General features: G+C 63.2%; 9 protein-coding genes and 2 pseudogenes. 10 read left to right on the top strand and 1 reads right to left on the bottom strand.

What is annotated here, in order from left to right; all coding sequences use genetic code 11:
• The first annotated feature begins 183 nt into the window (after positions 1 to 183).
• The 8 genes and pseudogenes from X771_RS01000000164950 (at position 184) to X771_RS152480 (ending at position 15,531) form a co-directional block, all read left to right on the top strand.
• Positions 184 to 2,094 (top strand): annotated as a pseudogene (locus X771_RS01000000164950) (autotransporter assembly complex family protein).
• Between the two features lie 2 nt (positions 2,095 to 2,096).
• Complete coding sequence (locus tag X771_RS152505; RefSeq protein WP_023687976.1) at positions 2,097 to 8,144, top strand: translocation/assembly module TamB domain-containing protein; 6,048 nt, start codon at positions 2,097 to 2,099, stop codon at positions 8,142 to 8,144.
• 250 nt (positions 8,145 to 8,394) lie between these two features.
• Positions 8,395 to 10,047: an ABC transporter substrate-binding protein gene (locus X771_RS152500; protein WP_023668187.1), complete on the top strand. Its 1,653-nt coding sequence runs from the start codon at positions 8,395 to 8,397 to the stop codon at positions 10,045 to 10,047.
• 222 nt (positions 10,048 to 10,269) lie between these two features.
• On the top strand, positions 10,270 to 11,304 hold the full coding sequence (locus tag X771_RS152495) for an ABC transporter permease (protein WP_023687977.1): 1,035 nt from the start codon (positions 10,270 to 10,272) through the stop codon (positions 11,302 to 11,304).
• A 13-nt stretch (positions 11,305 to 11,317) separates the two neighbouring features.
• Positions 11,318 to 12,475, top strand: a complete 1,158-nt coding sequence (locus X771_RS152490; protein ID WP_023687978.1) for an ABC transporter permease — start codon at positions 11,318 to 11,320, stop codon at positions 12,473 to 12,475.
• 48 nt (positions 12,476 to 12,523) lie between these two features.
• A pseudogene (locus X771_RS01000000164955) lies at positions 12,524 to 14,727 on the top strand (ABC transporter ATP-binding protein).
• A gap of 142 nt (positions 14,728 to 14,869) precedes the next feature.
• Positions 14,870 to 15,097, top strand: coding sequence for a hypothetical protein (locus tag X771_RS152485; protein WP_023668191.1), 228 nt, complete (start codon positions 14,870 to 14,872; stop codon positions 15,095 to 15,097).
• Positions 15,094 to 15,531: a TA system VapC family ribonuclease toxin gene (locus tag X771_RS152480; RefSeq protein WP_023682204.1), complete on the top strand. Its 438-nt coding sequence runs from the start codon at positions 15,094 to 15,096 to the stop codon at positions 15,529 to 15,531. Before X771_RS152485 ends, X771_RS152480 begins: the two co-directional genes overlap by 4 nt.
• 56 nt (positions 15,532 to 15,587) lie before the next feature.
• On the opposite strand, the gene X771_RS152475 is transcribed toward X771_RS152480, so the two are convergent.
• Positions 15,588 to 16,178 (bottom strand): transglycosylase SLT domain-containing protein, encoded by a 591-nt coding sequence (locus X771_RS152475; protein ID WP_023668193.1) that lies wholly within the window; start codon positions 16,176 to 16,178, stop codon positions 15,588 to 15,590.
• Positions 16,179 to 16,395: 217 nt separating this feature from the next.
• Between X771_RS152475 and X771_RS152470 the strand changes: the two genes are divergently transcribed.
• Positions 16,396 to 17,934 (top strand): trimethylamine methyltransferase family protein, encoded by a 1,539-nt coding sequence (locus tag X771_RS152470; protein WP_023687979.1) that lies wholly within the window; start codon positions 16,396 to 16,398, stop codon positions 17,932 to 17,934.
• Between the two features lie 242 nt (positions 17,935 to 18,176).
• Positions 18,177 to 20,618, top strand: a complete 2,442-nt coding sequence (locus X771_RS152465; protein ID WP_023687980.1) for an FAD-dependent oxidoreductase — start codon at positions 18,177 to 18,179, stop codon at positions 20,616 to 20,618.
• The last annotated feature ends 53 nt before the right edge of the window (positions 20,619 to 20,671 follow it).

Genomic DNA, 20,671 nt, shown 5'->3' on the forward strand with positions numbered 1-20,671 from the left:
CCCAAACCGGCCAATGACCGGTATGCCGATAGTTCATCCACGGGAAAGGGATCACGCTTTCTTGCGAAAACGCAGAAGGTGTGAATTCCAAGCCCTGCCTATTTCAGACAATTGGATTGTGGCCCCTTTACGAGCGCTTCAAAACTTCATTCCAATTTTAGTTTTGTAACCTAGGTTGTCCTGATGCCGGCGTATGAAGCGCAGATGTCGAAGGTAAGTGCGCCACGGCGCACGCTTTCGCGTGCGCTGATTGTGGCGTTGGCGTGCTCGACCGTGCTCGTTGCCGAATCGGGGTCGGCGGCCGCCTTCGAGCTCTTCGGCATCAAATTGTGGGGCTCTTCGAATGACGAGGACGCCGATATCGTCGACCCGCTGCGCTATGCGGTGACCATCGAAGCGCCCGATGCCGACAAGGACCTGATCAAGAAGCTCGAAAACGCCTCGTCGCTGAAATCCGACGAGGACCGCCCGGTTTCCGGCTCGCTCGGCCTTTTGGCAAAGGCGCGTAGCGACCGCGAACAGCTGGTCGCCGCGCTTTATGCCGACGCCCGTTATGAAGGCGTCGTCACCATCACCATCCAGGGCAAGGTGCTCGACGATTTGCCGCCCGATGCCGAATTTACGGGTCCGCAGCCGATCCCGGTGGTGATCAGCATCTCGANGGCTGGAGGGCGATGCCGCCGGGCTGGCGAGCGCCGATTTCGGCCTGATAGCCGGCGGCGATGCCGGCTCGGGCGCCGTGCTCAAGGCCGAGGCGCTGATCGTGCGGGCGCTAAAGCAGGAGGGCCGGCCGCTGGCCCGGATCACCGACAGGCAGGTCGTGGCCGAGCACACCACCTCGACGCTAGACGTGACGCTGACGGTGGCCGCCGGGCCGGTTGCCGGTTATGGCGACACCACCGTCGATGGCACCGAGAAGGTCGATCGCGAGTTCACCGAATATATGACCGGGCTGAAACGCGGCCGGCAATATTCGCCTGACGAGATCGACGATGCCCGCGACCGGCTGCTGAGGCTCGAAGTGTTCAACAGCGTGACGCTGAAGGAAGCCGACAGTCTCGACGCCGACGGCAACATTCCGATCGGCGTTCAGGTCAGCGAGCGCAAACCACGCTATTTCGGCGTCGGCGGCACTTTCTCCAACACCGAAGGGCTAGGCCTGGAAGGCTATTGGGGCCACCGAAATCTGTTCGGCCGGGCCGAAAAACTGCGCATCGAGGGCAAGATCAGCGGCATCGGCAGCAACGATCTCAGCGAGCTCAACTACAATGCCGGCATCATGTTCGAGAAGCCGGGCGTGGTCGGACCGGCCTCGAAATTCATCGCCAGCGTCAAGACCGTCCTCGAACATCCCGATGCCTACGATTATTTCTCGGTCAAGGGCAGCACCGGCCTGTCCTATGAGATCGACAAGAAGCAGACGGCTTCGGCTGAAATCGCGCTCGACTATTCCAGGATCACGGACGCCTTCGGCAAGCACAAATACCTGATCGCCAGCATTCCGCTGCAGTATGTCTATGACAACAGGGACAACCGGCTCAATCCGACCAGCGGCTTCAGGGTTCTGGCCTATGCCGAACCGAGCTACGACATTCTGAGCNCATTCTGAGCGGCGCCGCCTTCCTCAAGCTCAGGGGCGAGGGGTCGGCCTATCAGTCGCTCGACACGGCCTCGAAATTCGTGCTTGCCGAACGCGTCGCGCTGGGTTCGATCGTCGGCACCGGCCTTCAGAACGTTCCAGCCGACAGGCGCTTCTATTCCGGCGGTGGCGGCTCGGTGCGGGGCTATGCCTATCAGGGCATCGGACCGAAGGACATCGACAATCAGCCGATCGGCGGGCTGTCCTTCTTCGAAACATCGGTCGAAATGCGCATTGCGCTGACCGACACGATCGGCATCGTGCCGTTCGTCGACGCCGGCACTGTCTCGACCACAGCGACGCCGGACTTTTCCGACGTGAAGGTCGGCGCGGGCGTTGGCCTGCGCTACATCACGCCGTTCGGGCCGCTGCGCATCGACGCCGCCGTGCCGCTCAACCGCGACCGTGGCGACCCGCGTTTCGGCATCTATGCCGGCATCGGACAGGCGTTCTGACGATGAAGATTTTGAAACGCATCCTTCGCCTGTTTTTCTACACGCTGCTGATCGTGGCGGCGGCGGGCATCGGCGCGCTGGTCGTGCTGACCAAGACCGAGCGCGGCCGCGAAAATCTCGCCGGCATCATCTCTGACATGGCCTCGTCAGGGGACAGCAAAGTCACGGTCAGCGGCATTAACGGTATCTGGTCCGGCGCGCTGACGGTCGACCATGTCGTGCTGGAAGACCGCGAGGGCGCCTGGCTGGTGGCCCGCAAGGTGGCCGTCGACTGGTCGCCGCTGGCGCTGTTGTCGAAGAATTTCAGCGCCGACCGCATAGCGGCCGAACGGATAGAACTGGCACGGCTGCCTGTGGCGAGCACCGAGCCGAGCAAGAGCGGGTCGACCGGCCTGCCGGTTTCGCTTGATATCAGAGCGATCGATTTGCCGGAGATCGCGCTCGGCCAGCAACTTGCCGGCAGCGGCATTGCCGAACTTGCGGCCAAGGGATCGGCCAAGGTCGATGCGTCGCCGCTGGCGATCCAGACGGTGCTCAACGTTACCCGCCATGACGGCAAGCAAGGCAATGTCGACGCCAACATCCACTTCGCGCCGGATGAAAACAAGCTTGACCTCGATCTCAAGGCTTCCGAGCCGGCCGGCGGCATCATCGCCAACCTGCTCAAGCTACCCGGCGCGCCGCCGGTCAACATCGTCGTCTCGGGCACCGGGCCGCTGGCCAACTGGAGCGGCGTCGGCACCTTCATGGTCGATGGGCAGATCGTTACCCAGCTCACCGGCCGGCACCAGCTGACCGACAAGGGCAACCGGATCGAGGCCAAGGGCGACGGTTCGTTCGAAGGGTTCCTGCCGCAACAGTTCAAGTCGCTGTTTGCCGGCAAGACCAGTTTCGACCTCGCCGGCACCGCGACCGCAGCCGGCGGCGTCGACATCGAGCGCGCTGCAATCGAGAGCGACGCAGTTCATGGTACCGCTGCCGGCATGGTCGACCCCAACGGCGCCAGCGACCTTTCGGTCGAACTCGTGGCCAAAGCCAAGCCGGTCACGGTCAATGTCGGTACCCAGGCGCAGCCGATCATGGTGGCCATCAACAATGTGACCGCGCGCGCCTTCGGTGACGGCAAGGCGCCGATGATTGACGCCAGCGCTTCACTGGTCTCGGTGGTGGCGGGCGGCTCTCAGGTGAACAATCTGGATGCGAAGATCCATTCCGACGGTTTCGACATCGAGAGCCGCAGCGGCCCGGTCAGTGTAAGTCTGGCGGCGGCCGGGCTGAAGACCGACGTCGCGACGCTGGCCCCGCTGGTCACCGGCAAGCTGACGGCCTCTCTTTCCGGCTCGATCAGCAAGGATGAGATCTCGCTCGATGAGGGTACGCTGCGCAGCGATGCGCTCAATGCCGGGCTGACGGCCAAGGTGGCGCTGGCCGACCTCGCCATGACGCTCAAGATGAATGCCGATGCGGTGTCGACGGCGCTGCCGCCGCAGATCAGTTCACTGCTTGGCGAACGGGTCAAATTCTCGGCGACCGCGACGCGCGATCCGCAGGGCTCTTTCGCCGCCAACTCGATCGAACTCACTTCCGGTTCGCTGAGCGCCAGCGGCACCGCCAGCGCGCAAGGCAGCGATATCCAGGCCGACATCAAGGGCAAGCTCGGCGACGTCTCGGTGCTGTCTTCGCTGGTCGGCGTGCCGATCGCCGGCGGGGTCGATTTCGCGCTGACGGCAAGCGGCGCGCGCAACGCACCGGATTTCTCGGTTTCGGCCGACAGTGCCAGCCTGACGGCCTCCGGCCGCACCGTCAAGGACATCAAGCTGACCGCATCGGGCAAGGCCGACATTGTGAGCCCGGCCGCAGATGTCTCGCTGACCGGCGCGGTCGACGAACAGCCGCTCGCCATCAAGGCGGCGCTGGTGACGAGCGACGGCAAGCGCTCCATCAAGGGGCTCAGCGTAGCGCTGGGCGACAACAAGGTGTCGGGCGACCTCACGCTCGATGAAAAATTCCTGCCGCTGGGGACGCTGACGATCTCCGCCCCCGACATCGCGCCGCTGGCGTCGCTGGCCGGGCAGACGGCGGCCGGCGATATCGGCGGCACCGTGGTGTTCGCCAAAGACGGCGAGGCTCCCACTGTCACCATCAATGCAGCCAGCGTGTCGATCGCGCGCGGTGATGTGGCAGCCAAGGCAGTCACCGTCAGCGCACTGATCGCCAACTATCTCAACAGCCCTGCGATCTCCGGCACGATCAAGGCCGAGAGCGTGACCTCGGGAACGACCGTCGTCAGTGGCATCGGCGTCGACCTCAAGCGTGACGGCGACTGGACGAATTTCACCGGCGGCGCAACCATATCAGGCATTCCGGCGACAGCTGCCGGGCGGGCGAAGATTGCCGGGGGCGCGACCAGCGTCGAGATCGCGTCCGGCGAGGCGACGGTGCGCGGCATCAAGGTGGCGATCGCCGAGCCGTCGAGCCTGACCATTGCCGATGGCATAACCAACATTCAAAGGCTGGTAGTCGATCTCGGCGGCGGCTCGGTGACGCTGTCGGGCACGGTGGGCCAGACGCTCGATCTGGCGGCGACCTTCTCGGCGCTGCCGGCTGCGCTTGCCAATGGCTTTTCGCCCGGCCTCGATGCCGCGGGCACGCTCGACGGCACGGCGCAAATCACCGGGCCATCGGCAAATCCCGACATCCACTTCGATGTAAAGCTGGCCGGCGCCGAGACCAGCCAGACCCGTCAGGCCGGGCTCGGGCCGCTCGATATCGATGCAGCCGGCAGCTATTCCGCGGCCGGCGGCGCCGTGCTCGACCAGGCGACGCTTTCGGGTGAGAAAATCTCCGGCAATGCGGCCGGCACCATCAACCCGAACGGCGCCAGCGACTTCGCGCTCGACCTGACCTCTTCCGGCCCGAGCCTGCCGCTGGCGTTCGGCAGCATGGAAGGCCCGATCAAGCTCGAACTGCAGGCGCTTTCCGTGAAGGCGGCGGGGCAGGCTGCGCAAGCCAAGCTCGATATCTCGGCGGTGTTGCCGTCGGTGGCAACGAATTTCACCAAGGTCGAAGGCATCGCGCTGGCGCTGCATTCCGACGCGTTCGATGTGAGAAGCCGCACCGGTCCGATCTCGGGCACGGTGACGGCGGATAAGATAGGTCTGGACAATCCGACCATCGCACCGCTGATCGCCGGCAAAATCACCGCCAAGGTTGCGGGCAGCCTGGCGGCCGATGCGATCACCATCGACAGCGGCTCGGTGCAGGGCGATGCGCTGGGCAGCGCCTTCAATGGCCGTGTCGGCTTTGCCGATGGAGCAATAGACCTCAACCTCAACGCCGACGTGCTGTCGGCGGCGTTGCCGGCGGCGGCGCGCAGCGTGCTGGCAGAGCGCACGCAGCTCAGCGCCACGCTGAAGCGGGATGCCAATGGCAATGTCAGCGCCAATCCGGTCAGACTGGCGTCGAGCGCACTGACCGCGGACGGTCAGGCCAGCCTCGCCGACAACAAGCTTAGCGCAAATATCAAGGGTGCACTGGCCGACATCTCGCTGTTGTCGAAAGATGCCAAAGGCGCGATCAGCTTTGCACTCAACGCGCAGGGGCCCAGCCTGGCCCCGGATCTGTCGCTGACGGTCAGCAGCGACCGGCTTCTCGTGGCGGAACGCGAAATCACCGGGTTGAAGCTGACCGCCACCGGCAAGGCCGATGCCGCCAATCCGGCGGCCAATGTGCAACTGACCGGCAATGTTGCTGGGCAGGCGCTGCAAGGCAGCGCGGTGCTGGCGACGGCGGACGGCAAGAGCGCCATCAACGGCCTGCTGCTGTCGCTCGGCAAGAACAAGATTTCCGGCGACCTTGCGCTCGACGAGGCTTTCGTGCCGGTCGGCACCATCGCGCTCGACCTGCCGGATATCGGGCCCCTGGCGGCGCTGGCGCTGGAAAAGGCCGAAGGCGACGTGCGCGGCACCATCGCCTTCTCAAAGACCGCGGATGGCCCGAACGTCGCCGTCAAGGCTGCGACCGCTTCGATTACGCGCGGCGACCTGCAGGCGAAGACGGTGTCGATCGATGCGCTGGTCGCCAACTATCTCGCCGCGCCGGTCATCTCGGGCAAAATTCGCGCCGACAGCGTCATTTCCGGCGGCACCGCCATCAGCGGCATCGATGTCGATTTGAAGCGCGACGGCGACTGGACCGGGTTTTCCGGCGGCGCCACCGTCAAGGGCATTCCGGCGAAGGCTGCGGGCAGGATAAAGGTGGCTGGCGGCACCACCACCATCGAACTCGCTTCCGGCCAGGCCACGGTGCAGGGCATCAAGGCGGCCATCGCCCAGGCCTCGACCGTCAGCATCGCCAACGGCACAACGACGCTGGACAAGCTGGTGCTCAATCTCGGTGGCGGCACGGCGACGGTGACCGGCAAGGTCGGGCAGGCACTCGACATCAGTGCCGCGCTGTCGAAGGTGCCGGCTTCGCTGGCCAACAGTTTTTCGCCGGGCCTCCAGGCCGCCGGTTCGATTTCAGGGACTGTGAAGGTGACGGGCGCGTTGGGCAATCCGGCTGTCGCCTTCGATATCGATGCCGGCGGGGTGCAGACCTCGCAGACGCGCAGCGCCGGTCTTGGCGGCATGAATATCTCTTCGTCGGGAACATTTGCCGGCAAGAAGCTCACCTTCAACGCCGACATCAGCGACGGCGCCGGGCTTGGCCTCAAGGGCGGCGGTACGGTGACGACGGCCGGCACACCAGCGCTGGTGCTCGACTTCAACGGCAAGGTGCCATTTTCCTTCCTGGCCGCCAAGCTTGCGGCGCAAGGCCTGTCGCTCAGCGGCACCGCCAACGTCAATATCCAGATGCGCGGCCCGGCGGCGTCGCCGGTGATCGGCGGCACGGTCAGCACGTCGGGCGCCCGCCTGGTCGACGCGCGCTCCGGCCTTGCCGTCAACGACATTGCCGCCGACATTTCGATCGGCAACGGCGTTGCCCGGATCAACCGGCTGACCGGCACGCTGTCGACACGCGGCAGCCTGTCGGCCTCCGGCACCCTCGGCATCAATCCGGCGCAAGGTTTCCCAGCCGATTTGTCTATCAAGCTGGTTGACGGCCGCTATACCGACGGCAGGGTGGTGACAGCCAATCTCGGCGGCGACCTGACCATCAAGGGGCCGCTCACCTCGGCGCCGGTGATTTCGGGCACCGTCAATCTGGCCAAGACCGTCATCACCGTTCCCGATAAGCTGCCGGGCTCGCTGGCAGCGCTCGGTGTCAAGCACAAGAACGCGCCCGCCTCCGTGCGGGCGCAGGACAAGGCCTTGCGACCGGCGGCGGCCAGCGGTGGTGGCGGCAGTGGGCTTGTCCTCGACGTCACGGTCAATGCGCCGAACCAGATCTTCATCCAGGGCAGGGGCGTCGATGCCGAGTTCGGCGGTTCGCTGAGGCTGACCGGCCCGGCGGCTTCGCCGCAGGCGGTCGGCACCTTCACCTTGCAGCGTGGGCGGCTGTCGATTCTCGGCAAACGGCTGACCTTTACCGAAGGCACGGTCGGCTTTTCGGGCTCGCTGGTGCCCTACCTCAACTTGACCGCGACATCGACCACGACCAGCGCCACCGTCACCATCGTCGTCTCGGGCGAAGCGACCAATCCGAAATTCGACTTCTCATCGGTGCCGGCGCTGCCCGAGGACGAGGTGCTGGCGCAGCTGATTTTCGGCCGCTCTATGTCGAACCTGTCGCCGCTGCAGATCGCGCAGCTGGCCGAGGCCGCCGGCCAACTGGCCGGCGTCGGCGGCTCGACCTCGCTGCTCGAAAACCTGCGCAGTGCAATCGGCGTCGACGACCTGGATGTGACCACCGATGACCAGGGCGGCACCGCCGTGTCGGCGGGCAAGTACCTCAATGACCGCACCTATGTGACGATCCAGAAAGGCGACAGGCCAGGGTCGGGCAAGGCGACGATCGACCTCAATGTCGGACGCGGCGTCAAGCTGCGCGGCGAGGCCAATGATGGCGGCGAGGCCAAGGGCGGCATATTCTACGAAAAGGAATATTGAGTTCCTGGCCCTTACCGCCGCCGGAACTGGCGCTGTCTCAACCCGCCCAAATGTATCAATACTCGCCTAAGCAGATTCCGGCGGAATCTGGGCGCGCTAGCACTTTTGCGCCAAGTCTGTCGTTATCACGCGAACCGCTCCCTTTTCAAAGTTGCACATTCCCTAACAGGTTCCGTAGCATGCCGTCTTTGACATCACGGCAGGGATGCGGAATGTTAAAAGGCGGAAAGCCAACAATGGGAGTTAAGGTATGACAAATTACAAGAGTAATGGCGATCGCGTTCCCGATCACATCCTGGCCATGGCCGAAGAAGCCAAGGCAGGCAAAGTCGATCGCCGCGAGTTCCTCGCCATGGCGAGCGTGTTCGGCGCGTCGACTGCGATGGCCTACGGCATGCTCGGCGTAGCCGTGCCGACCCAAGCCAGGGCCGAAGAGGTGCAGGGCAAGAAGGGTGGCATCCTTAAAGTCGCGCAATGGGTCAAGGATCCCAAGGATCCGCGCAAGGCCGACTGGTCGGAAATCGCCAATGCCGAGCGCCAGGCGCTTGAGCCGCTGGTCAAGTACACCAGCGAATACACGTTCCGGCCGTACCTTCTGGAGAGCTGGGAGGTCAACGACGACGCCACCGAGTACACGCTGCATGTGCGCAAGGGTGTGACCTGGTCGAATGGCGATGCCTTCACCGCCGATGACGTCATCTTCAATCTCAAGCGCTGGGCCGACAAGAAGGCCGAGGGCAATTCGATGCCTGGCCGTCTCGGCACGCTGGTCAAGGACGACAAACTCGACGAAAGCGCCGTGACCAAGGTTGACGACCACACCGTCAAGCTGAAGCTCGGCAAGGCCGACATCGCGCTCATTCCGAACATGTGCGATTATCCCGGTCTCATCGTCCACAAGAGCTTCGACGAGAAGGGCGGCGACTTCAAAGCCTGCCCGATCGGTACCGGTCCGTTCGAGCTCGTCTCCTACGATGTCGGCCAGAAGGTGGTCTACAAGCGCCGCGAGGATAACAAGTGGTGGGACGGCGAGGTGTTCCTCGACGGCATCGAATTCGTCGACTACGGCACCGATCCGGCAGCCATGGTCAGTGCCTTCGAGGCCGGCGAAGTCCATACCAATTTCGAGACCTCGGCCGACTATGTGTCGATCCTCGACGGACTGGACCTGGTCAAGTCCGAAATCGTCACCGCGTCGACCATCGTGTGCCGCACCAACATCAACAACAAGCCTTACGGCGATCAGAAGGTGCGTAACGCGCTGCAACTGGCGGTCGACAACAATGTCGTTCTGCAGCTTGGCTACGGAAATGCCGGCACGGTGGCTGAAAACCACCATGTCTGCCAAATCCACCCGGAATATTACGAGCTGCCCAAAGTCGCTCGCGATCCGGCCAAGGCCAAGGCGCTGATGGCGGAAGCCGGCCAGGCCGACTTCGAGCATGAGCTGATAACGGTCGACGAAGACTGGCACAAGAATACCGGCGACGCCATCGCCGCGCAGATGCGCGACGCCGGCCTCAAGGTAAAGCGCACGGTGCTGCCGGGCTCGACGTTCTGGAACGACTGGACCAAGTATCCGCTGTCGATGACCAACTGGAACATGCGCCCGCTCGGCGTCCAGGTTCTGGCGATCGGCTACCGCACCGGCGAGGCGTGGAACGAGTCGGCCTATTCCAACCCCGAATGGGATGCCAAGCTCAATGCAGCATTGGCCGTTGCCGATGCGGCCAAGCGCAAGGAGATGATGAAGGACATCGAGCAGATCCTGCAGGATTCCGGCATCATGATCCAGCCATACTGGCGCAAGCTCTACAGCCACTCGGTCAAGGCGGTGCAGAATTACAAGATGCATCCGACCTTCGAGCGCGACTACGGCAAGGTCTGGCTCGACCAGGCGTGATCGGAACGTCAGGGAAGGGGCACTTCGCTCCTTCCCGTCACGCCTCGCATGGCCCAGAACCGGAAGCCGCCGCAGCAAAAGTTGCGGACTCTCCTGAAAGACCGTTCAATAAAACTGGGTTGATTGCATCCGAGTGCCGATTTGACGGCCAACTCTGCCGGCAACGGCAAAGCTGGTTTTTCGAACTGGCTCCAACCCCAACCAGACCGGCAGGGGACCGCCATGCTTTCTTTCGTAATCCGGCGTCTCGGCACCATGGCATTGACGATGCTGTGCCTGACGATGATCGTCTTCTTCCTGATCAACCTCGAGCCGAATTTGAAGAAGCTGGCGATCAGCCAGACCGAAATGCACACATCGGCCGAACAGCTCGAAAGCTGGCTGGTCAACCATGGCTACCGGCAGAACTTCTTCGTGCGCTACGGCCAATGGCTGGGCGTCGTCCCGAAGCAACCGGTGACCGATCCGGCGACCGGCAAGCCGACGCAGCGTTTCTCCTTCTGCAACGAACCGCTGGAGCCGAAATTCTCCGGCATCCTGGAAGGTGATTTCGGCTGCTCGACCAAGTTCAAAACCACCGTTGCGTCAAAGCTATTCCCCGCACTCGCCGCCACCGGTATCCTGATGCTCTGCGTGCTGTTGGTGATGGTGCCGATTTCGCTGCTGATCGGCATCCTGGCCGGCATGCGCGAGGGCTCGCGAACGGACCGAACACTGTCCGTCGCATCGATCGCGTCGACGGCGACGCCCGAATATGTGTCGGGCGTCATCTTCACCGTCATCTTCGCCTCCTGGCTCGGCTGGCTCAACGGTTCGGCCGCCTCGGCAAGCCAGGGCATCACCTTCTACAATTTCACCCTGCCGGTGATGACGCTGGCGATCTACGGTATCGGCTACATCGCCCGCATGACGCGCGCCTCGATGGTCGAGGTGATGACGCAGCAATATATCCGCACCGCCCGGCTGAAGGGGCTTTCCTTCGGCAGCGTCGTCGTCAAGCACGCGCTGCGCAATGCGCTGATCGCGCCCTTCACCGTCATCATGCTGCAATTTCCTTGGCTGCTTACCGGCGTCGTCATCGTCGAGGTGATGTTCCGCTACCAGGGCTTTGGCTACACGCTGGTCGAGGCCGCCGGCAACAACGACATCGATCTGCTGCTTGGCTGTTCACTGGTGTCGGTGTTCATCGTGCTGATCACGCAGCTCATCTCGGATGTCGGCTACGCGTTCCTCAATCCGCGTATCAGAGTTCAATAGGGGGCTGGGGCAGATGCAGGTCGAATATATCGGTGCCTTCAATGTCGTGCTCGGCGTTATTGGGCGTTTCTGGCCGGTCTGGTTAGGGCTTGCCCTGGTGATGGGGGTGAGCTTCACCTACAAGAAAAGGCTCGGCCTCTACGGCCAGTTGTTCGATAGCGGCGTCGGCATAGTCGGTGTCGGCATCTGCCTGTTCTGGCTGTTCACGGCAATCTTCGCGTCGACCGTCGCGCCCTTCGATCCGCTCGCCCAGGTCCCGATCATGAAGGATGCGCTGCCGGGCGCGCTCGAGCCGGTATCGAAACTCATCTACTATTTCGGCGGCGACAAGCTCGCCCGCGACGTCTTTTCGCGCATGGTCTATGGCAGCCAGATCGTGCTGATCATCGCACCGGCGGCGACCGGTTTCGCGCTGATGGTCGGCATCACGCTCGGTCTGCCCGCCGGTTACTATGGCGGCCGGATCGACACCGTGCTGTCGTTCCTGGCCAATCTGGTGCTGGCCTTCCCGGTGATCCTGCTGTTTTACCTGCTGGTGACGCCGGGCATCATGGATACGCCGATCCCCTACGCCATGGCCGGGCTGTTCTTCCTGTTCCCGATCATCTTCTTTTCGGTGCTGTTCTGGACCCGCTACAAGAACCGGCCGGACCGCCTCTATATATTGCTCGGGCTGACGCTGGTCATCGGCGGCTGGGTCTATGCCGGCCTGGTGTTCGACGCCGATCCGTTCAAGATCATCCACATCGATCCCAACCAGCTCAACATCTTCGTGGCGGTGGTGTTCGCCTCCAGCCCCGGCGTGTTCCGCATCGTGCGCGGCCTGGTGATGGACATCAAGACGCGCGACTATGTGGCGGCGGCGCAGACGCGCGGTGAATCGCCCTGGTACATCATGCTGTGGGAGATCCTGCCCAATGCGCGCGGACCGCTGATCGTCGATGCCTGCCTGCGCATCGGCTACACCACGATCCTGCTCGGCACGCTCGGCTATTTCGGGCTGGGCCTGGCGCCGGAGAGCCCGGATTGGGGCACCGCGATCAAGGACGCCAGCCGCCTGCTGCGCTCGTTCATCCACCCGGCGCTGCCGCCGACAATCGCGCTGATGTCGTTCGTGCTGGGCTTGAACCTGCTTGCCGACTCGCTGCGCGAACAATCGATGAAAGACTGATCTGCGGGTTTCGGCCCCGCGAGCATAAAAATAGGATTGGAGCGACCCATGAATGAGGCAGTTCGAAATCCCGGCAACCCGACCCTTGGGCCAAGCGCTGCGCCGATCATCGAGATCGAGAACCTGTCGATCTCCTTCTTCACCCGCAAGGGCGAGATCCCTGCCGTCATGGACTTTTCCTGCACGGTGATGCCGGGCGAAGCCATGGGCATCGTCGGCGAGTCCGGCTGCGGCAAGTCGACCGTGTCGCTCGGCATCATGCGCGACCTCTCCAACATCGGAAAGATCGTCGGCGGCAAGATCAAGTTCCAGGGCAAGGACATGGGCGAGCTGTCCGACGAGGAGTTGCGCTCCATCCGCGGCAACAAGATCGCCATGATCTACCAGGAGCCGATGGCGAGCCTCAATCCGGCGATGAAGGTCGGCCAGCAATTGATGGAAGTGCCGCTGATCCACGACAAGGTGTCGAAGGAAGAGGCTTACAAAAGGGCGCTCGAAATGGTGCGCTCGGTGAGATTGCCCGATCCCGAACGGATGATGCGTTCCTATCCGCACCAGCTGTCCGGTGGCCAGCAGCAGCGCATCGTCATTGCCATGGCGCTGCTGTCGAAACCGGCGCTGCTTCTGCTCGACGAGCCGACGACGGCGCTCGACGTGACGGTGGAGGCCGGCATCGTCGAACTGGTCAAGGGGCTGGGCGAGAAGTTCGGCACGTCGATGATCTTCGTGTCGCACAATCTCGGCCTCATCCTCGAGACCTGCGACCGCATCACGGTGATGTATTCGGGCGAAGCGGTCGAGACCGGCAAGATCAAGGACGTGTTCGACCGGATGCGTCACCCCTATACGCAAGGGCTGTTCCGCTCGATTCCGCTGCCGGGCGCCGACAAGAATTCGCGGCCGCTGATCTCTATCCCCGGCCAGTTGCCGCTGCCGCATGAGCGGCCCAAGGGCTGCAATTTCGGGCCGCGCTGCCACCATTTCGTCGAGGGCGTCTGCAACGCCGCCGAAATCCCGATGATCGAGGTCGCCGGCCACGAAGGGCATTTCTCGCGCTGCGTGCGCTTCAACGAGATCGACTGGGACGCGCTGCCTCCCGGCGCCAAGAAGGTCAATGAGAAGGTCGTGCCCGGCGCCCCGGTGCTCAAGATCGAGGATTTGAGAAAATACTACAAGGTCGGCGGCAGCGAAGTGTTCGGCTCCAGCGAAGGCCGCGTCGTCAAGGCCAATGAGACGATCTCGTTCATGGCGCGCGAATCCGAGACCGTCGCCATCGTCGGCGAGTCCGGCTGTGGAAAGTCGACACTGGCCAAGGTCCTGCTGGGGCTGGAGACGGCAAGTGCCGGCACAGTGACGCTGGGCAACAAGGAGATCCAGTCGACCGGCATCGAAAAGCGCAGCGTCGAAACGGTGTCGTCGATCCAGATGGTGTTCCAGAACCCGTTCGATACACTCAATCCCAGCCACTCCGTCGGTTCGCAGATCATCCGCACGCTGGAAAAATTCAAAGTCGGCAACAATGTCGCCGAGCGGCGCAAGCGCATGCTGGAGCTGCTCGACCTGGTGAAGCTGCCGCGGGCCTTCGAGACGCGCAAGCCGCGTCAGCTCTCAGGCGGCCAGAAGCAGCGCATCGGCGTGGCGCGTGCCTTTGCCGGCGATGCCAAGGTGGTGGTGGCCGACGAGCCGGTGTCGGCACTCGACGTCTCGGTGCAGGCGGCGGTGACCGAGTTGCTGATGGACATCCAGCGCAAGAACAAGACGACGATGCTGTTCATCAGCCACGATCTGTCCGTCGTGCGCTACATCGCCGACCGCGTCGTCGTCATGTATCTCGGCTACATCGTCGAGCAGGGCACGACCGACCAGATCNCCCTACACGACGCTCTTCCGATCTGTCGGCGATCCCGATCGCCGACACCAGCGTGGTCAAACGGCACATCGTGCTCGAAGGCGATATCCCGTCGGCGATGAACCCGCCGAGCGGCTGCCCGTTCCAGACGCGCTGCGGCTACAAGAGGCTGGTGCCGGACAATCTGTGCGAGACCAAGGTGCCGCCGGTGAAGCATCTCGGCGATGGCCATATGAGCCTGTGCTGGCTGTCGGACGATGTGCTGGCGACGATGGAGCCGGTGATCAAGTTCGACAGGGAACACGCAGCGCATGAGGGCGTGCCGGAAGACGCACCGGATGGGATCGGCCCCGGCTTCGCCGGCGAACCGCCGAAGCGCCCGCATGGCAAGAAGCCGAGCTGACCAGCCATAGAGGCAATGCCGCTCGTTGGCGCATTGCCGCAGCGTCGCCATAGCTCAAGGAACGACAGCTACGTTCGCTTGAATATTGCTGTCCATTGCTTTATGTGATGCGTGATGTTTGATGCGCGATAGGGAGCATGTTGTGAGAACCACACTTGCAATCGATGACGATGTCCTACTTGCGGCCAAGGCCATGGCGCGACAGCAGGATCGCAGCGTTGGCGACGTCATTTCCGATCTGGCTCGCCGCTCACTGCGCAGGCCCCCGACCGGCGGTGAACGCAACGGCATCCCCTTGCTTGCATCGCGGCCCGACGGCCCGATGGTCGATCTCGAAATGGTCAATGCGCTTCGCGACGAATTGCCGTGACCTTCCTGCTCGACGTCAATGTGTTGATTGCGTTGATCGATCCGGCTCACGTCGCGCATGAAGATGCCCATCGGTGGTTCCAATCCACCGGGCATTTATCATGGGCAACATGTCCCATTACCGAGAATGGCGTCATCAGGATTGTAAGCAACCCGAAATACCCCAATTCTCCGGGTTCGCCCGCCGTGGTGGCGCAGATTGTCGGCAAGCTGCATGCCCTTTCAGGACATCAGTTCTGGCCTGACGAGATCAGCCTTGTCGGTTCCAACGACATCGATGCAGCCAGGATCCTCACCCCGGCACAGGTAACGGATAGCTATCTGTTGGGACTCGCCAAGGCGCGTGACGGCCAATTGGCGACGTTTGACCGAAAGCTGTCGACGGCAGCGGTAAAGGGAGGGAGGTCGATCCTCCACCTGATCCCAAGCGAATGAATGGCTGAGTTCCGCTTCGATCGCAAACTGCGTGGCTGCAAGACCGCTTGGCAACGTCAGCTGCCGCATTGCTGCAGCTGTTCGGCATAGTCGCGGGCCATCTTTTCGGTCGCCCTGGCATAGCCCTGCACGCCGGCATCGCCACGGTTGCCGCGGCCGTAGGCGGTCCAGCCGAGATAGTAGGCGAGATAGAGATTGTAGGTGTCGTTGCGGGCGACGCCGAACGTGTCTGATGTCTTGGAATGATACCAGCCGACGAAATCGACGGCATCGGCAAACTTGGTCCGCCGCGCCGCCCAGCTGCCGGTTTCGCTCTGATATTGCGACCAGGTGCCGTCGAGCGCCTGCGAGAAACCGGTGGCCGACGAGACATGTTTCCACGGAATGAAGCCGAGCAGTTTGGTACGCGGCGGCCTGGCATTGCTCTTGAAACCGGATTCCTTGCGCACCGTCGCCATCAGCACGGGGACAGGGACGCCGTATTTCTGCGAGGCGCGCTCGGCGGCCGACTGCCAGTTGTCGAACCAGCCGTCGTTCTGGTCGAAGACGGCGCAGACATCGTTGATATGGTTGGGCGGCGTCGCGCAGGCCGGCAAAGCCAGCAGCACGCCAACCGCTACAATTTTACTCAAATTCGAACTACGCATGGAAGACGGATAGGCTGAAATCATAAAGGGAATCTTGCGGCGTTTCTTAACGGCTTGCCGGCCCGGCTCCGCTGAGTGGGACCTGTATCATTATTCCGACCTTTTGCGTCGCCTCTGTCTCCATACGAATTCAAAAATGCCGCCTTGGCTAAAATCACGCCCGCGAAGGGCGGATTTCTGACAGCGATATCCGGATGCCGGCGCTCTGATGCCAGGCATGAATGAACCAAGACGAAAGCGCGGCGCGGAGCGAACCAGCAACCGGGGGCCCGCCGCCATCCCGCAACTTCCACTGCGGCGGGTGACCAATCCCTATCCGCCGATGGCGATGCTCTCAGTCGACCAGGTCGAAACGATCCACCAGGCGTCGATGCATATTCTGGAAAATTTCGGCATCGAGGTGATGTCTCAGCGGGCGCTGGCGCTGTTCGAGAAGGCGGGCGCAAAAGTCGACCATGCGACCGCGAATGTCCGCATCGACCGGGGCCTTGTCGCCGAGGCGCTGAAGACCACGCAGTCCAGCTATCGGCTGACGCCGCGCAACCCCGCCAACACCATTCATCTCGGCGGCAACACGATCAATTTCACCCTCGTCGCCGGGCCGCCCAATGTGCACGACATGGAGCGCGGCCGGCGCGCCGGAAACTTGCACGACTATGCCGATCTGACCCGGCTGGCGCAGCATTTCAACTGCATCCACATGCTCGGCAACCAGGTCTGCGCGCCGGTGGAACTGCCGGCCAACACCAGGCACATGGATACCTATTTCACCAATCTGACGCTGACCGACAAATCGTTCCATGTCTCGGCGATCGGACGAGGCCGGGCGCTGGACGGCATCGAGATGATGGCAATCGCGCGCGGGCTGACGCTGGACGAGATGCGCGATGATCCCGGCATTGCCACCATCATCTCGGTCAACTCGCCGCGGCGTTTCGACGAGATGATGGCCGAAGGGCTGATGACCATGGCTGAGTTCGGCCAGTCGGTGGCGGTGACGCCGTTCACGCTGATGGGCGCGATGAGCCCGGTGACGCTCGCCGGCGCCCTGGCGCAGCAGAATGCCGAGGCGCTGTTCGGCGTGGTGCTGACGCAACTGGTGCGCCCCGGCGCGCCAGTGATGTACGGCGCCTTCACCTCCAACGTCGACATGAAGTCGGGCGCGCCGGCCTTCGGAACGCCGGAGAACACCAAGGCCAACATCGCCTCGGGGCAATTGGCGCGGCGCTACAATCTGCCCTACCGCACGACACCGGGGTCGGCATCGAATGCGGCGGACGCGCAAGGCGCCTACGAGACGCTGATGGCGCTGTGGGGCGCTGTGCTCGGCCACGGCAACCTCGTCTATCATGCCGCCGGCTGGCAGGAGGGCGGGCTGACGGCATCGTTCGAAAAGCTCATCATCGATGTCGAGATGATCCAGCACATGATGGAGTTCCTGCGCCCGATCGTCGTCGACGAGGCGGAGCTTGCGGTCGAGGCGCTGGGCGCGGTGCCGACCGGCGGCCATTTCTTCGGCGAACCGCACACGCTGGAACGCTATGCCACCGCCTTCTACCAGCCGATACTGTCCAACTGGCAGAATTACGAGGCATGGCAGGAGGCCGGCGGCCTCGACACGACGGCGCGCGCGACCCGGCTGTGGAAGAAGGCGCTGGAAGACTATGTCGAGCCGGTGATGGATATCGCCGTGCGCGAGGCGCTGGAGGCGTATGTGGCCAGGCGCAAGGAAGCGATCGGGCAGGGCGAGCCGTGACTTTTTCAGCGTCGGCGCGCGGCGCCCCCTCTGTCCTGCCGGACATCTCCCCCTCAAGGGGGGAGATTGGCTGTCACGTCTTCCTTCGCCAATCACCAACGCTGAAAAGAAAGCGGCGATGCAGACGCTGCTGATCTCCCCCCTTGAGGGGGAGATGGCCGGCAGGCCAGAGGGGGGTCGCTTGGCGCTTCCTTTTCCGATTCATCCTACGTTCCCAACTCATTGATAACAGAGCAAAACTCATGAAATCGCATGCAAAGGTCGTGGTCATTGGCGGTGGCGTCGTCGGGTGCTCCGTGCTGTTCCATCTGGCGCGTCATGGCTGGACCGATGTCGTGCTTTTGGAGCGCGACGAGTTGACCTCCGGCTCGACCTGGCATGCGGCCGGCGGCATGCACACGATCAATGGCGACCCCAACGTCGCCAAGCTGCAGAAATACACGATCTCGCTCTACAAGGAGATCGAGGAGCTGTCGGGGCAGGCGACCGGCGTGCATCTGACCGGCGGCGTGCTGCTGGCGGCGACCGAGGCGCGGCTCGACTGGCTGCGCGGCGTCGTTGCCAAAGGGCGTTACCTCGGCATCGATCTCGAGGAAATATCGGCCAACGAAGCGGCTGAACTGATGCCGCTGATTGATCCCAAGCAGTTCGTCGGCGCCGTTCGCAACAAGGAAGACGGCCATCTCGATCCCTCCGGTGTGACGCATGCCTACGCCAAGGCCGCGCGCAAGCTTGGCGCCGAGGTCGAGCGCTTCACCAAGGTGGAAGACATTGTGCGCCGGCCCGACGGGATGTGGCGGGTCATCACCAACAAGGGCGAGGTCGTGGCCGAGCATGTCGTCAATGCCGGCGGCCTGTGGGCGCGCGAGGTCGGCCGCATGGTCGGGCTGGAACTGCCGGTGCTGGCCATGGAGCACATGTACCTGATCACCGAGGATATGCCGGAAGTCGCGGCGTGGAACGCCAAGACCGGCACCGAGATCATCCACGCCGTCGATTTCGACGGTGAGCTCTATCTGCGCCAGGAGCGCGGCGGCATGCTGATGGGCACCTATGAGAAGGCCAACAAGGTGTGGTCCGAGTTCCAGACGCCTTGGGATTTCGGCCATGAACTGCTGGAGCCGGACATCGACCGCATCGCGCCGTCGCTCGAGGTCGGCTTCCGGCATTTCCCGGCCTTCGAGAGGACCGGCATCAAGCAGATCATCAACGGGCCCTTCACCTTCGCGCCGGACGGCAATCCGCTGGTTGGGCCGGTGCGTGGCCTTCCCGGCTTCTGGGTCGCCTGCGGCGTCATGGCGGGCTTTTCACAAGGCGGCGGCGTCGGCCTGGCGCTGTCCAACTGGATGATCGAGGGCGATCCCGGCGCCGACATCTGGGCGATGGATGTCGCGCGCTACGGCGACTGGGCGACGATGGCCTACACCAATGCCAAGGTGCGCGAGAACTATTCGCGCCGCTTCTCGATCCGTTTCCCCAATGAGGAGCTGCCCGCCGGGCGGCAGCTGAAGACGACGCCGATCTATGATCTGCTGTCGGCCAAGGGCGCGCAATGGGGCGTGTCCTATGGGCTGGAAGTGCCGCTCTGGTTTGCGCCCGAGGGTGTCAAGGACGAGTTCTCGTGGCGGCGGTCCAGCGATTTTTCCCATGTCGCCAATGAGGTCGCGACTGTTCGTGAGAGCGTCGGCCTGGCGGAGATTTCGAACTTCGCCAAATACAAGGTGACGGGAGGAGGGGCGGCCGCTTGGCTCGACCGGGTCTTTGCCTGCAAGTTGCCCAAGCCAGGCCGCATGACGCTGGCGCCGATGCTGAAGGATGACGGCAAGCTCATCGGCGATTTCACGCTGGCCAATATCGGTGCCACCAATTCCAACGGGACCGAGTGGTTCATCGCCGGCTCCGGTATCGCCGAGCAGTATCATATGCGCTGGTTCGAGGCGCATTTACCTGCGGATAGCTCAGTGCGCATGGAGGCGCTGGGGCAGAAACTGACCGGTCTGGCGATCGCCGGACCCAAGGCGAGGGAGGTGCTGGCGAAGGTCAGCCGCGCGGATGTCGCCAACACCGCATTCCCCTTCATGGCGGTCGCGAAAATGGACATCGGCACGGCGCCGTGCCTGGTCGGCCGCGTCAGCTACACCGGCGATCTCGGCTACGAGATCTGGGTGGCGCCGGAATATCAGCGCGCTGCCTTCCAGGCGTTGATGGCGGCAGGCGAGGAATTCGGCCTCGGCCTGTTCGGCTCGCGCGCGCTCAATGCGCTGCGGCTGGAGAAAAACTACGGCTCATGGGCGCGCGAATACCGGCCGATCTACGGGCCGCTGGAGGCCGGACTCGACCGTTTCGTCGCCTATGGCAAGGATGCCGATTTCATCGGCAAGGCTGGCGCTCTTGCCGAGCGCAAGCAGGGCGGCAAGCTCAGGCTGCGCACATTTATCCTCGATGCCGACGATGCCGATGTCATCGGCGACGAGCCGATCTGGTACGATGGCGCGGTGCGCGGCTGGGTGACGTCGGGCGGCTATGCGCATCACTCGAAGAAATCCGTCGCCATCGGCTATGTGCCGAAGGAGATCGCAGACAAGAGCGACGGCTTCGAAATCGAACTTTTGGGCAAGCGCCACGCGGCGCGCGTTCAGGCAGCGCCGCTCTTTGACGCGAACTTCGAGCGAATGCGCGCCTGAAGCGCTTCGGCTTCGCCGAGGCGCTTCAGATTCCTTTGTGCATGTCGTTATCC

This window comes from Mesorhizobium sp. LSJC269B00 (genome assembly GCF_000502815.1).
Classification (GTDB): Bacteria; Pseudomonadota; Alphaproteobacteria; order Rhizobiales; family Rhizobiaceae; genus Mesorhizobium.

Bases quoted from the DNA above. Each gene is read 5' to 3' on its own strand.
- X771_RS152505 (WP_023687976.1), top strand. From the start codon at position 2,097: ATGAAGATTTTGAAACGCATCCTTCGCCTGTTTTTCTACACGCTGCTG.
- X771_RS152500 (WP_023668187.1), top strand. From the start codon at position 8,395: ATGACAAATTACAAGAGTAATGGCGATCGCGTTCCCGATCACATCCTG.
- X771_RS152495 (WP_023687977.1), top strand. From the start codon at position 10,270: ATGCTTTCTTTCGTAATCCGGCGTCTCGGCACCATGGCATTGACGATG.
- X771_RS152490 (WP_023687978.1), top strand. From the start codon at position 11,318: ATGCAGGTCGAATATATCGGTGCCTTCAATGTCGTGCTCGGCGTTATT.
- X771_RS152475 (WP_023668193.1), bottom strand. From the start codon at position 16,178: ATGCGTAGTTCGAATTTGAGTAAAATTGTAGCGGTTGGCGTGCTGCTG.
- X771_RS152470 (WP_023687979.1), top strand. From the start codon at position 16,396: ATGAATGAACCAAGACGAAAGCGCGGCGCGGAGCGAACCAGCAACCGG.
- X771_RS152465 (WP_023687980.1), top strand. From the start codon at position 18,177: ATGAAATCGCATGCAAAGGTCGTGGTCATTGGCGGTGGCGTCGTCGGG.